The sequence below is a fragment of the Leifsonia sp. NPDC058292 genome (genome assembly GCF_042880955.1).
Classification (GTDB): Bacteria; Actinomycetota; Actinomycetes; order Actinomycetales; family Microbacteriaceae; genus Leifsonia.
This window is the reverse complement of sequence record NZ_JBHVYL010000002.1, coordinates 254,971-267,454: the sequence shown is the minus strand read 5'-3', so window position 1 is coordinate 267,454 and position 12,484 is coordinate 254,971. Positions and strand designations below refer to the sequence as shown.

Annotated in this window: 14 protein-coding genes; 8 read left to right on the top strand and 6 right to left on the bottom strand. The window is 67.4% G+C overall.

The annotated features are described in order from the left end of the window. The first annotated feature begins 53 nt into the window (after positions 1-53). Genes ACFVWR_RS03385 through ACFVWR_RS03350 form a run of 8 tightly spaced genes read left to right on the top strand, consistent with a single transcriptional unit; the run spans position 54 to position 7,518 of the window. The gene (locus ACFVWR_RS03385) at positions 54-1,094 is read left to right on the top strand and encodes an ABC transporter permease (protein WP_387207969.1); all 1,041 of its coding nucleotides are present in this window, start codon (positions 54-56) and stop codon (positions 1,092-1,094) included. Then, positions 1,091-2,008, top strand: a complete 918-nt coding sequence (locus ACFVWR_RS03380; RefSeq protein ID WP_387207967.1) for an ABC transporter permease — start codon at positions 1,091-1,093, stop codon at positions 2,006-2,008. The genes ACFVWR_RS03385 and ACFVWR_RS03380 overlap by 4 nt, the downstream gene beginning before the upstream one ends. A gap of 1 nt (position 2,009) precedes the next feature. After that, positions 2,010-3,656, top strand: coding sequence for an ATP-binding cassette domain-containing protein (locus ACFVWR_RS03375; RefSeq protein ID WP_387207965.1), 1,647 nt, complete (start codon positions 2,010-2,012; stop codon positions 3,654-3,656). Continuing rightward, on the top strand, positions 3,653-4,624 hold the full coding sequence (locus ACFVWR_RS03370; RefSeq protein ID WP_387207963.1) for an LD-carboxypeptidase: 972 nt from the start codon (positions 3,653-3,655) through the stop codon (positions 4,622-4,624). Before ACFVWR_RS03375 ends, ACFVWR_RS03370 begins: the two co-directional genes overlap by 4 nt. Then, entirely contained in the window at positions 4,624-5,463 is an 840-nt protein-coding gene (locus tag ACFVWR_RS03365) for a serine hydrolase (RefSeq protein ID WP_387207961.1), read from the top strand. The genes ACFVWR_RS03370 and ACFVWR_RS03365 overlap by 1 nt, the downstream gene beginning before the upstream one ends. Then, positions 5,460-6,275: a serine hydrolase gene (locus ACFVWR_RS03360; protein WP_387207959.1), complete on the top strand. Its 816-nt coding sequence runs from the start codon at positions 5,460-5,462 to the stop codon at positions 6,273-6,275. Before ACFVWR_RS03365 ends, ACFVWR_RS03360 begins: the two co-directional genes overlap by 4 nt. Before the next feature lie 42 nt (positions 6,276-6,317). Then, positions 6,318-6,953, top strand: a complete 636-nt coding sequence (locus ACFVWR_RS03355; RefSeq protein ID WP_387207957.1) for a MurR/RpiR family transcriptional regulator — start codon at positions 6,318-6,320, stop codon at positions 6,951-6,953. Between the two features lie 31 nt (positions 6,954-6,984). Beyond that, positions 6,985-7,518: a GNAT family N-acetyltransferase gene (locus tag ACFVWR_RS03350; RefSeq protein WP_387207955.1), complete on the top strand. Its 534-nt coding sequence runs from the start codon at positions 6,985-6,987 to the stop codon at positions 7,516-7,518. Positions 7,519-7,604: 86 nt separating this feature from the next. On the opposite strand, the gene dnaB is transcribed toward ACFVWR_RS03350, so the two are convergent. From dnaB to ACFVWR_RS03320, 6 genes are all read right to left on the bottom strand, one after another. Then, the gene (gene dnaB, locus ACFVWR_RS03345) at positions 7,605-8,978 is read right to left on the bottom strand and encodes a replicative DNA helicase (protein WP_387207953.1); all 1,374 of its coding nucleotides are present in this window, start codon (positions 8,976-8,978) and stop codon (positions 7,605-7,607) included. Positions 8,979-9,468: 490 nt separating this feature from the next. Next, complete coding sequence (gene rplI / locus ACFVWR_RS03340) at positions 9,469-9,921, bottom strand: 50S ribosomal protein L9 (RefSeq protein ID WP_387207951.1); 453 nt, start codon at positions 9,919-9,921, stop codon at positions 9,469-9,471. An 11-nt stretch (positions 9,922-9,932) separates the two neighbouring features. After that, a complete protein-coding gene (gene rpsR / locus ACFVWR_RS03335) occupies positions 9,933-10,196 on the bottom strand; it encodes a 30S ribosomal protein S18 (RefSeq protein ID WP_055897232.1) in 264 nt (87 codons plus the stop codon). Positions 10,197-10,260: 64 nt separating this feature from the next. Beyond that, entirely contained in the window at positions 10,261-10,764 is a 504-nt protein-coding gene (locus ACFVWR_RS03330; protein ID WP_387207949.1) for a single-stranded DNA-binding protein, read from the bottom strand. A 4-nt stretch (positions 10,765-10,768) separates the two neighbouring features. Further along, a complete protein-coding gene (gene rpsF, locus ACFVWR_RS03325; protein ID WP_387207947.1) occupies positions 10,769-11,158 on the bottom strand; it encodes a 30S ribosomal protein S6 in 390 nt (129 codons plus the stop codon). A gap of 161 nt (positions 11,159-11,319) precedes the next feature. Further along, complete coding sequence (locus tag ACFVWR_RS03320; protein WP_387207945.1) at positions 11,320-12,336, bottom strand: hypothetical protein; 1,017 nt, start codon at positions 12,334-12,336, stop codon at positions 11,320-11,322. Positions 12,337-12,484 lie beyond the last annotated feature (148 nt).

The following is a 12,484-nucleotide window of genomic DNA, read 5'->3' as shown; positions in this document are numbered from 1 at the left end:
GCGGGTACCGCCGCGGCCACCTTTGTTCCCCCGACACGCAGAAGAGAAGGCAGATGAGCAACTCAACACCGGTCACCGAGGCGGTGATCCTCGAAGAGCGGGGCGAAGCGACGGTGCGCAGCGCACCTGCGCTGAGATTCGCGCTCAGCAAGCTGGGCGGTGCCGCGATCAGCCTGGGCATGGTCATCGTGCTCGGATTCTTCGCGTTCAAGATCTTGCCCGGCGACCCGGTCGCGGCGATGGCGCGCGAGCATCCGATGACCTCGGAGCAGATGGCGCAACTGCGGGCGCAACTCGGTCTCGACAAGCCGCTCTGGCAGCAGTTCGGCGACTACATCGCCAACGTCTTCACTCTCAACTTCGGCCAGAGCTACGTCTACAAGCAGAGCGTCGCCTCGCTGATCGGCGAGTACTTCTGGAACACCATCCTGCTCACCGGCACGTCGGCCGTTCTCGCGATCGCCCTCGGGCTCTGGCTCGGCCAGAAGGCCGGATGGCGACCGGGCTCGGTGTTCGACAAGGTGACCACCAGCACCTCGCTGGTGCTCTGGTCGGTGCCCACCTTCTGGCTCGCCCTCATCCTGCTGATGGTCTTCGGCGGCACGCTGCACTGGTTCCCCACCGGCGGAATGACCTCCCCGAACGCTCCCGACGATTTCTTGGGCCAGACGCTCGACGTCATCTCGCACATGGTGCTGCCGGTGATCACGATGGTCGCCGTCGTCTACGCGCAATACGTCATGGTGATGCGCGCGTCGGTGATGGAGGAGAAGAGCGCGGACTACCTGGTCACCGCGCGGGCGAAGGGACTGAAAGACGACGACCTGCGCCGGCGTCACGCCGTTCCCAACGCGCTGCTGCCGACGGTCACGCTCGTCTTCATGCACATCGGCGGCCTGATCGCCGGTGCTGTGACCGTCGAGACCGTGTTCTCCTGGCCCGGGCTCGGCAAGCTCACGTACGAGGCCATCCAGGGTCCCGACCTGCCCCTGCTGCAGGGGACCTTCGTGGTCTTCTCGGCGATCATCATCGTCATGAACCTCATCGCCGACTTCGTGTACCGTCGGCTCGACCCGAGAGTGAGGCGCGGATGAGCGGCTCCATCGCACCCGTCGCGCGCTCGCCGCGCAGCATGGCCTGGGCCCGGCGGCGTCACGCGTTCGGCGGCTTCTGCCGCGAGTTCGCCCGAAGCCGCTCCGGCATGATCGGGATCATCTTCCTGGTCGTCGTCATCGTGCTGTCCCTGCTGGCGCCGGTGCTCGCACCCTCGTGGATGCTCGACGTGACCAAGCTGCTCGACCAGCCGCGGTTCGCGCCGCCGTCGTTCGCGCATCCGCTCGGCACCGACGACCAGGGCCGCGAGCTCTGGGTGCGGATGATCTGGGGCGCCCGGGTGTCGCTGCTGGTCGGTTTCGCCGCCACGGCCGTATCGATGGTCATCGGCACCATCGTCGGGATCGCCGCCGGGCACTTCACCGGGTGGACGGGCGGTCTGCTCATGCGCCTCATCGACTTCTTCCTGGTGCTGCCGTCGCTCATCCTCGCGATCGTGCTCTCCTCGGTTCTTTCTCGGGGCGTGTGGACGATCGTGATCGCCATCGGGCTCACCTCCTGGGCGGGCACAGCGCGCGTGGTGCGAGCCCAGACGCTCTCAGTAGAGTCGCGGGACTACGTCGAGCGCGCCCGGGTGCTGGGCGCCGGTCACTGGCACATCATCGTGAAGCACCTGCTGCCCGCCGTGCTGCCCCTCGTGCTCGCCAACACCACTCTCACCGTCGGCTCGGCGATCATCGCCGAATCGACGCTGTCGTTCCTCGGGCTCGGTGACACGACGCTGCAGTCGTGGGGATCGGTTCTGAAGAACTCCATGGACGTGTCGGCCGCCACGGCCGGCTACTGGTGGTACGTGCTCGTGCCCGGCATCGCGATCGTGCTGGTCGTGCTGGCCTTCACCCTCGTGGGCCGCGCGGTCGAGACCATCGTGAACCCGACGCTGAGGAGCCGCTGACATGCCGGACCTGATTTTCGACGACGTCAGCATCACGTACCGCACGGCCGGGCGCAACGACGAGGGGGAGATCGCCGCCGTCAAGAACATCTCCCTCACCCTGCCCGCCGGCGGAACCTTGGGGATCGCGGGCGAGTCGGGTTCGGGCAAGTCGACGCTCGCCATGAGCGTGCTGCGGCTGCTGCCCGCCAACGCGAGGCTGAGCGGCCGCGTGCTGATCGCCGAGACCGAGGTCGCCGACCTGCGTTTCGGCGAGCTCCGCGCTCTGCGGTGGGCGGAGGCATCCATCGTCTTCCAGGGCGCCATGCACTCGCTCAACCCCGTGCGCACGGTCGGTCAGCAGATCACCGAGGCGCTCGAGCTGCACGTCGCCGACGCTTGGCGCACCGACAAGGCGCGCAAGGCGCGGGTGGTGGAGCTGCTTCGTGCCGTCGATCTGGCCGCCGCGAAGGCCGACGCCTACCCGCACGAGCTCTCGGGCGGCCAGAAGCAGCGCGTCATGATCGCGATGGCGCTCGCCTGCGAGCCGGAGATCATCATCGCCGACGAGCCGACCACCGCTCTCGACGTGATCGTGCAGAAGCAGATCCTCGACATGATCAGCACGCTCGTCACCGAGCGCGGCATCTCCATGCTGATGATCAGCCACGACCTCTCGGTGCTGGCGACCGCGTGCGAGCGCATCGCCATCATGCGCGACGGCGACCTCGTCGAGGTCGGCGACGCCTACGACGTGTGCACCGACCCCCAGCATCCGTACACGAGACAGCTCGCCGAGGCCTTTCCCACGATCGGAGACCCGGCGTCGCGGCTGAACCCCGTGAGCCGCCGCACCGACGCCGCAGGGCCGGGCGCGCGAGAGATCTCCGACGAGGTCGTATTGGAGGCGCGCGGAGTCACGGTCACCTACCACGGTCGCGGCAAGCCGCTCGCCGCGGTGAAGGATGTGAACCTGAGTCTGCGGCGCGGCGAGATCCTCGCCCTGGTCGGTCAGTCGGGCTCGGGGAAGACCACCCTCGCTCGCACCGTCGTGGGTCTGCAGCGCGCCGACGAAGGGTCGGTCATCCGTTTTCGTGGCAAGGACATCCCTCATCGCGGTCGCGCGCTGCGGGCCTTCCGCAGCGAGGTGCAGATGGTGCTTCAGGACCCGTCGGCCGCGCTCAACCCGAAGATCAGCGTCTACGAGTCGGTCGCCGAGGGCCTTCGGGTGCAGCGCTACACCGGCGACGAACAGGAGCGCGTGGCCCAGAGCCTCGCCGACGCGGAGCTCGTTCCGCCGGAGCGCTTCTTCCGGGCGATTCCCCAGGAGCTGTCGGGTGGTCAGCGGCAGCGCGCGGTGATCGCCGGCGCGCTCGCCGTCGGGCCTCAGCTACTGGTCGCCGACGAGCCCGTCGCCTCGCTCGACGCCTCGGTGCGCGGCGAGATCCTCGCACTGATCCTCTCCCTGCGCGACAGGCTCGACCTGAGCGCGTTGGTGATCACCCACGACCTCGGTCTGGCGTGGAACATCGCCGACACCGTCGCCGTCATGTACGAGGGCGAGATCGTCGAGTATGGTCCGACCGAGCAGGTGCTGCTCGACCCGCAGCACCTCTACACCCGCCGCCTGCTTGCGGCAGCGCCCAGCATCGAGCGGAAGCTCGCGTGAGCGCGCCGCTCCTCGCGACCGACCCCTCCGCCTACCTGGACAGCGCGCCGCTGCAACCCGGCGACCGAGTGCGTTTCGTGTCGCCCTCCGGGCCGGGCAGCGCCGAGAGCCTCGAGCGCGCGGTCGGCTACTACCGCGACTGGGGGCTGGATGTCGTGGTCGGCGATCACGTGCTCGACCCGCATCCCCGCGCGTCCTACCTCGCGGGCGACGATGACGGGCGCCGCCAAGACCTGGTCGACGCCTGGCTCGACCCGGATGCGGACGCGGTCGTGTGCATCCGCGGCGGCTACGGTGCGATGCGGCTGCTCGACGGCATCGACTGGGCGCGGATGCAGCAAGCGGCCCTCCGCCGCGACGGGCGGCCGAAGCTGCTCACCGGCTCGTCCGACATCACCGCCCTGCACGAGGCTTTCCGGGTGAACCTGGATGTGCCGACGCTGTTCTGCCCGATGGCCGGCAACGACGTGTTCCGCGATTCGGAGTTCGTGCGCGAGGATGTTCGCCGCTGGCTGCTCGAAGCGTGGCGCGGGCGCGATATCGTCGGCCCGCGCACCGAGGTTCTCGCTCCCGGCGTTGCCGAAGGCCGGTTCACCGGTGGCAACCTCAGCCTGCTGGCGGGAGCGATGGGAGCGCCGGAGTCACTCGACCGGCCCGGCGGCATCCTGTTCCTCGAAGACGTCGACGAGGAGCCGTATCGCATCGACGGGTTCCTGACCCAGCTGGGCCGCGCCGGTCGCTTGGGTGATGCGTCAGCCCTGGTGCTCGGCTCGTGGCACGAGTGCGGCGATCTCGGCGCGATCCGGGCACTCGTGGACGAGTTGCTGCTCGACCTGGGTGTGCCCGTGCTGTGGGAGCAGGGCTTCGGTCACGATCCGAACGCGCTCAGCATCCCCCTGAACGTCGAGGGGTCGCTCACCGCCCGCGCGGGCGAGCCCGTGCACCTGACCGTCGGGGGTTCGCTCTGATGGCCGGCGAACCTCGCGCCATCGACCTGCCCTCGCTCGACCCAAGGGTGCGGTGGTCGCTGAGCGTTCTCGACGCCGACGAGGGGCGCGTGCTCGCCTCGCACACCCCCGAGATGGTCTGCGAGACGGCGAGCGTCGGCAAGGTGTTCCTGCTGATCGAGGTGGCTCGCCGACTGGAGTCGGGCGAACTGGACCCCGACCAGCGCATCGAGATCCCCGATGAGCACCGCGTCGCCGATTCCGGACTGCTCTACCGGATGCGCGATCAGCGCGTGACGGTCGCCGACGCCGCCCTGCTGGTCGGCGCGGTCAGCGACAACCTCGCCACCAATGCGCTCCTGTGGCTGTGCGGCCTCGACGAGGTGCGGGCGGTCGCCCCCGCGCTCGGCTTCGCGAACACGTCACTGCACGACTACATCCGCAACGAGCGCACCCCCGACCTGCCGTGGACGCCCTCGTATGGAACGGGCGCCGAGCTCGCCGAGCTGATGCGCCGTCTGGGTGCGGGCGCTGTCATCTCCCGTGCCGTGAGCGATCGCGTGCTCGACTGGCTGGCGGCGGATACCGACACCTCGATGGTCGCCGACTCCCTCCTGCTCGACCCGCTCGCGCACGTTGAGCCCGAGTACCAGGGCATGGTGCTTCGTCACAAGACCGGCAGCACCTCGTTCGCACGCATCGACATCGGTCACCTCTCCGGCCCCGCCTCCTCCGTCGCCTACGCCGTCGCGGCCAACTGGAAGGACTCCGACGACGATCTCCGGGCTCCCGCGCTCGACGCCATGCACGCGATCGGCGAACAGCTGCGCGGGTATGTGAGCGGGAGTGCCCGGTCGTGATCGTCGCGTTCGAGGAGTACGAGCGTGAACTGCCCGGCCTCAGGTTCTCCGCTCTGGCTGTCGACGTCGACTCCGGTGCGACGGTGTTCAGCCACCGGCCGGATCGCGTGCTCAACACCGCGAGCGTTGGGAAGATCTTTCTGCTGCATCGCCTCCTCACCGAGGTCGACGCCGGCACTCGGTCGCTCGAAGACCGCGTCACCCGCAGACCGGCGGAGTGGATGGACAACTCCGGTCTCTGGTATCTGTTGCAGGCCGACACGCTGTCGCTCTACGACGTCGCGGCGTTGATCGGCGCGGTCAGCGACAACGCGGCGACGAACACGCTGTGCCGGGTCATCGGGCTGCCCGTCGTGCAGGAGCACACGCGCGCGCTCGGATACCTGAACTCCGGGCTCGACGACATCGTGCGCTGGCCCCTGCCTCCCGGTGCTCCGCGCAGGCTCTCCCACGCGAGCGCCGAAGATCTCGTCCGGTTCGTCACGCGCACCGCGACGGCCGCCGACCTCAGCCCCGCATCCGCCGACACCCTCCAACGCTGGCTCGGCGCGGGCATGGACCTCTCGATGGTGGCGTCGGCCTTCGGCCTCGACCCGCTTGCGCACTACTTCTTCGATCGCGGGGTCTGGTTGTGGAACAAGACCGGCACGATCTCCACCGTCCGGGCCGACATGGGCCTGGTGATGTCCCCCGACCGCCGTATCGCGTACGCCGTGCTCGCCAACTGGGAGAGCGGCATGGACGTGCGCGACCGTGCCCTCGCTCTCATGCGAACGGCCGGTGACGAGCTGCTCAGGCAGCTCGCAGCCTGACGGGCTGTGATACTGCTGTCTATGTCTTCGGAAAGGCGAGATGTGAAACCCGTCGAGCTCAACAGCCCGCACGAGCGATACGACGCGAGGGTGCAGCGCCGATCGGCGCTGGTGCTGAAGCGTCGCGTCGTCGAGCAGGAGCGCGAACAACTCTCGCACGCCCTCGATTGGGCCCGCGACGACCCGGCGTTCGAACGCATCGCCGGTTCCATCGTCGCCGCCCGCCGCCGTTTCGTGCTCGGCGCCGCGAAGTCGTTCACGTTCGCGTCGCTGCTGGCGATGGACCTGAGCGCGGGGCTCGCCAACGTCACCCTCATCGACGGCACGATCGTGCGGCCCCTGGATGTGCTCAGCGACGTTCGCGCCAGCGATGTGCTGGTGGCGTTCTCGCTCGCCCGCTACCGCAAGTACACGATCGACATGGCCGAGCTGTTCAAGAAGGCGGGCGGCACCCTCGTGGTGATCACCGACGCTCCGGATGCGCCCCTCGTCGCGATCGCGGACGAGTGCCTCGTCGTCGACACGGCGAGCGCATCCTTCGCCAACTCGCCGACGTCTGTCGCGCTTGTGATCCACATCCTCACCACCCTCACCACAGCGAGCGCCAAAGGCGCCGGCCGCCGGCTTCTCGAACGCGACCGGCTCGGCGAGCAGCTCGGGCTGTACGTCGACGAGTGATGCGCGCCGCTCGGCGGCCTAGGCTTGCGCGATGACGGAATTGATCGGTGACGGAGTGTTTCTGCGCCCCTGGCGCCCCGAGGATGCCGCTTTCGTCTACGACCTGTATTCCACGTGGGCGGTCCAGAAGTACATCGGGCGAGAGCCGAAGGTCATGAAAGACCCCGACCAAGCTCACGCGTTGATCGAGCGTCTGCGCAGCGCCGACGGCCCGGCGATCGGCTACTGGGCCGTCGAAGCGCTCGCCACCGGACAGCTCGTCGGCACGGTCATGCTCCAGGGCATCCGGCTTTCGGGAACGCAGGGCCCCTCCGACGAGATCGAGATCGGCTGGCACTTCCACCCGGACGCGTGGGGTCACGGCTACGCGACCGCTGCCGCGAAGCTGGCACTGCACCACGGGTTCGCGTCGGGTCTCGACCGGATCATCGCCGTCGCCCATCCCGACAACCTCGCATCCCACCGGGTGTGTCAGCGCCTCGGCATGACGGATGCGGGCCTCACCACCCGTTACTACGACACCGAGTGCGAGCTGTTCATCGCAGACCGGCAAGGCCCCCTCTGAACCCGTTCTCCGGAATTGTCCACTTCGCGAAAACGGACGAACCTCGCGGCGGAAAGACGATGTAGAGCGACGGTCGACAAGATCGCTTAGATCGGAGCCATGTCGGTGAAGCGGGAGAAGTGTCCCTGGAAGGCGACGGTCACCGTGCGGGTAGGACCGTTGCGGTGCTTGGCCACGATGAGGTCGGCCTCGCCCGCGCGGGGGTTGTCTTTCTCGTAGGCGGACTCGCGGTGCAGCAGGATGACCATGTCGGCGTCCTGCTCGATCGATCCCGACTCGCGCAGGTCGCTCAGGGCGGGGAGCTTGTCGGCGCGCTGCTCGGGGCCACGGTTCAGCTGCGATAGCGCGATCACCGGAACCTGCAGCTCTTTGGCGAGCAGCTTCAGGGCACGCGAGAACTCGCTGACCTCCTGCTGGCGGCTTTCGACGCGCTTGCCGCTCGTCATCAGCTGGAGGTAGTCGATGACGACCATCTTCAGCCCCACGCGCTGCTTGAGACGGCGACATTTTGCGCGGATCTCGACGAGCGTCATGTTGGGGCTGTCGTCGATGTAGAGGGGAGCATCGTTGATGCGGCCGCGGGTGGAGGCGATCGTCGTCCAGTCGCGGCTGTCCACCTTTCCTTTGCGCATGCTCTGCAGCGGCACGGAGGCCTCGGCCGAGAGCAGACGCATCGCGATTTCGCTGCGCCCCATTTCGAGGGAGAAGAAGATCGTGGGCATGTCGTGGTGGATCGATGCGGCCCGGGCGAAGTCGAGCGCGAGCGTCGACTTTCCGAGGGCGGGTCGAGCGGCCACGATGATCATCTGGCCGGGGTGCAGGCCGTTGGTGAGCTCGTCCAGCTCGGCGAAGCCGGTGGGCACACCGGTCATGGAGCCGTCTTTGTGGCTCGCCGCCTCGATCTCGTCGATCGCCACCGTGACCGCGTCGGTCAGGGGCACATAGTCTTCGGTCTCCTGGGAGCCGGTGACAGAGTAGATCTCGGCTTGGGCGTTGTTGACGAGGTCGAGCACCTCGCCTTCGGCTTTGTAGCCCATCTGCGTGATTCGTGTGCCCGCTTCGACGAGGCGGCGCAGGAGCGCCTTCTCGGCGACGATGTTCGCGTAGTAGCCGGCGTTGGCTGCCGTGGGAACGAGGCTCGTGAGGGTGTGGAGATATTCGGCACCGCCGGCGCGCGACAGCTCTCCGACCTTGGTGAGTTCGTCGGTGACGGTGATGACGTCGGTCGGCTCGCCGTGGGAGTAGAGCGAGAGGATCGAGTCGTAGATGATCTCGTGCTTGGGGATGTAGAAGTCGCCGCCTCGCACCACTTCGACGACGTCGGCCACGGCGTCTTTGCTCAGCAGCATTCCGCCGAGCGCGCTCTGTTCGGCCAGGAGGTCGTGTGGGGGTGTGCGTTCGTGCCCTCTGCTCTCGCCCGGTTCGCGTTGGTCTGCGAGACCAAGGTGGGCGATCGACACGGTTTCTCCTTGTTGTTTTCGGGCGTGCTGGTGGTGCTCTCAGTTCAGTGAACCGCGCTTTCGCCACGTTGCGCGCAGCGGCTCGCTGTCGAGACCGATACTCACTCCGACCACTGACACGGGATGCCCGTCACCGGGCTTGCGCCCCGCTTCGGTCGGCGTCGCTCCACCCTAGGGACGCTCGCGCTCCAGCCACAACTCGGCCTGTGGATAACGCTGGGGACAAACTGCGCGAAACGCCGGTGCGCATGTGCACAACCTGTGGAGAGGATTGTGGAAAGTCAAACAATTTCGCAAGTTATACATGACTTGACCAGGGATTTTTCTTTCCCCACCCTGTGTGTAGAAACTTGTCTCAAGGTTGTGTCGAACCTTGTGTGCGGGGAACACCCGCCTGTGCACAAAGCTGGGGGAAATCGGCGACTTATCCCCTTAAAGGGTGTAGCGGTGGGCCGAAGCCCACCGCTACACTGACTGCTTTTGTTCGCGCCTACTTGGCGGCGACCACCTGGAGGGTGATCGTTGCCGAGAGGTCGTCGCGAAGGCGAACGGTCGCCTCGTGGTCGCCCACGACCTTGATCGGGTTCGGCAGTTCGATCTTGCGCTTGTCGAGCTCGCCGATGCCGGCGGTCTTGACGGCCGCAGCGACATCCGAGGTCTTCACGGAACCGAACAGGCGTCCCTCTTTGCCGGCCTTGACGGTCAGCTTGACCTTGGTCGCTTCGAGCTTGGCCTTGAGGTCCTGCGCCTCTTCGATGGTGGCGAGCTCACGGGCGACACGGGCCGCCTTGATCTGCTCGACCTGCTTCTCGCCACCGCGGGACCACGCCACAGCGAAGCCCTGGGGGATGAGGTAGTTGCGCGCGTAGCCGTTCTTGACGTCGACGACGTCACCGGCCGAGCCGAGGCCGGAGACCTCGTGCGTCAGAATCAGTTTCGACATGTCCGTATCTCCTAACGGCCGGAGCCGGCGTAGGGGAGGAGAGCCATCTCGCGTGCGTTCTTGACGGCACGGGCGATGAGGCGCTGCTCCTGAACGGAGACACCGGTGATCCGGCGAGCGCGGATCTTTCCACGCTCCGAGATGAACTTCCGCAGGGTTGCGACGTCTTTGTAGTCGATCACGCCAACGCGGATCGACTTCGCCGGGGCGGCGTTCTTGCCGTCCTTGCCCTTGCGGATCGGCTTGCGGCGGTCGCCGCTCGACTTTCCAGCCATGATTTCCTTTGCTTTCGTTTAAGTTTGCTCTGCCTTCGGGAGCGGGCTCCGGAAGGGCTGCCCTTTAGAAGGGAGTCTCGTCGTTGAAGCTGCCCGGCGTGTTCCAGACGTCCGCCCCCGAGGAGGAGGAGGAGTCGGCGGGTGCCGATGCTGCCCACGGCTCTTCGACGGCGCCGCCGGGTGCTCCACCCGGGCCACGCGACGATTGTGCGCGAGTGATGGAGGCGGTGGCGTAGCGCAGCGACGGACCGATCTCATCGATCTCGAGTTCGATGCTCGTGCGCTTCTCGCCTTCCTTCGTCTCGTAGGAGCGCTGCTTGAGGCGACCCTGGGCGATGACCCGGGATCCCTTGGTCAGCGAACCGGCGACGTGCTCGGCGAATTCACGCCACACGCTCGCACGCAGGAAGAGAGCCTCACCGTCCTTCCACTCGTTCGCCTGACGGTCGAACGTGCGGGGGGTGGATGCGATGGTGAAGTTGGCAACCGCGAGCCCGTTCTGCGTGTAACGCAGCTCGGGGTCACTGGTGAGGTTGCCCACCACGGTGATGACGGTCTCGCCGGCCATGGGACTAGGCGCCTGCCTTGTCGGCGGCGGCTGCCTTGGCGGGAGCGGCTGCCTTGCGGGCTGCCTTCTCGTCGGCGAGCTTGGCGGCGGCGGCGACCTGAGCGATCGCTTCCTCGGCGCGCAGCACCTTGGTGCGCATGACGGCCTCGCTGAGCTTCAGCTGGCGGTCGAGCTCTTTGGTGGTGTCACCGTCAGAGGTCAACTGCACGACGGCGTAGATGCCTTCGGCCTTCTTGTTGATCTCGTAGGCGAGACGGCGGCGACCCCAGATGTCGACGTTGTCGACGGTTCCACCCGCGTCGCGAACGACGTTGAGGAACTTGTCAAGACTGGGAGCAACGGTGCGCTCGTCGATCTCTGGATCGAGGATGACCATCAACTCGTACTGATGCATGACTAACCCACCTCCTTTGGACTTAGCGGCTACAGACGGTCTGTAGCAGGAGGGTTGTACATCGGCTGTGTGGACAGAGTTCTGCCCAGACAACCTACCTAGAGTAGCGGACGCCCCCTCGAAGCGCCAACCGACCGTGGCTTCCCTGTCGAGCACGGTGCTCATGCGTTCACCACCCACTCGCCGAACGCGTCGGGCGAGAACGCCGCGCGCCGCGTCTGCTCGACGCCGGCGGCGAGGAGGATCGACCGCAGCCGCGGTGGGTTCCACGCGTCTTCCCACGTCCAGCGCGCGACAGCCTTGCCGTGCTTGCGCAGCCTGTCTTCGCGACGCTTCTCGTTCCAGACGATCTCGGCCGCCGGCCGGCCCTGGGTGTATTCGGGGCGAGCGTACTTGGCGAAGCCGTCGAACTCGCCGTAAGCGCGCTCCCACTCGAAGTCCGGATGGTCGGAGCCGCCGTCCCCCCGTTCCACTCGCGACTGGAGCAGCGGAGGGGCGAATCCCAGTCGATGGATCTGCACCCGGCTGAGGGACTCACCCGGAGACTCCGCCAGAGGATCGGCGAAACTGATCGCCGCCAATGCCCGAGCCCGGCCACGGGCGTTCTCGTCGGCGCGGAGCCCGTCGAGCAGCTCCTCTTTCTCTGCACCCTGGTGCACGGAGCCGTCGGATGCCGTCACCGTCGCCTTGAGCCCGTGGTCGAGGGCTGCCACCGCAGAAACGAAAGGCGAATGCCGGGCGATGTCGGACAGGGTTCGGGCGACGCTGGTGACCAGCCACGGCCCGACGGCCTCGATCTCGTCGTCGGGAACCGACCAGTGGTGCCAGTCGACGCCGTTCTTCGACCGCACACCGGAGCGCGGGCCGGCCAAAGCCTCGACAGCCTGAGGCCACGCGCCGATGACGGGAAGGCCCCACACCGCAGCGGCGGAGATCCCGACGAACACGACGTCGTCGCGTCGCGTTCCCGCCACAGCCACCATGCGCGTGAGGTGGCGCGTGCGATCGTCGGCGGAGGCCCACTCGTGAGCGCGGGTGTAGACGCCGCGGCGCAGCCGGTGCACGCTCTGCGGCCCGGAGACTCTGGGCGGTCTTCTCAGCGCACGGGCGTCATCGCCGACGAGCCGCCGGTCGCTGGTGAAGGTCACGGCCAAGGGTTCGATCGAGGTGTTCGTCATGACTCGATGGTCGCGTTCCGACGCGTTCCGCGGGCCCGGGGGCGGAAAGGTGTGGAGAACTACGCAACCCAACCTCTCTGGGGAGGAAGGCGCCACGCCGGCGAGTGTGGCCACTGCGGTCGAGTGTGGCCGGCGCAGCGGTCACACT

Coding starts and splice junctions, on each gene's coding strand:
- ACFVWR_RS03385 (WP_387207969.1), top strand. CDS start 54: ATGAGCAACTCAACACCGGTCACCGAGGCGGTGATCCTCGAAGAGCGG.
- ACFVWR_RS03380 (WP_387207967.1), top strand. CDS start 1,091: ATGAGCGGCTCCATCGCACCCGTCGCGCGCTCGCCGCGCAGCATGGCC.
- ACFVWR_RS03375 (WP_387207965.1), top strand. CDS start 2,010: ATGCCGGACCTGATTTTCGACGACGTCAGCATCACGTACCGCACGGCC.
- ACFVWR_RS03365 (WP_387207961.1), top strand. CDS start 4,624: ATGGCCGGCGAACCTCGCGCCATCGACCTGCCCTCGCTCGACCCAAGG.
- ACFVWR_RS03350 (WP_387207955.1), top strand. CDS start 6,985: ATGACGGAATTGATCGGTGACGGAGTGTTTCTGCGCCCCTGGCGCCCC.
- rplI (WP_387207951.1), bottom strand. CDS start 9,921: ATGTCGAAACTGATTCTGACGCACGAGGTCTCCGGCCTCGGCTCGGCC.
- rpsR (WP_055897232.1), bottom strand. CDS start 10,196: ATGGCTGGAAAGTCGAGCGGCGACCGCCGCAAGCCGATCCGCAAGGGC.
- ACFVWR_RS03330 (WP_387207949.1), bottom strand. CDS start 10,764: ATGGCCGGCGAGACCGTCATCACCGTGGTGGGCAACCTCACCAGTGAC.
- rpsF (WP_387207947.1), bottom strand. CDS start 11,158: ATGCATCAGTACGAGTTGATGGTCATCCTCGATCCAGAGATCGACGAG.
- ACFVWR_RS03320 (WP_387207945.1), bottom strand. CDS start 12,336: ATGACGAACACCTCGATCGAACCCTTGGCCGTGACCTTCACCAGCGAC.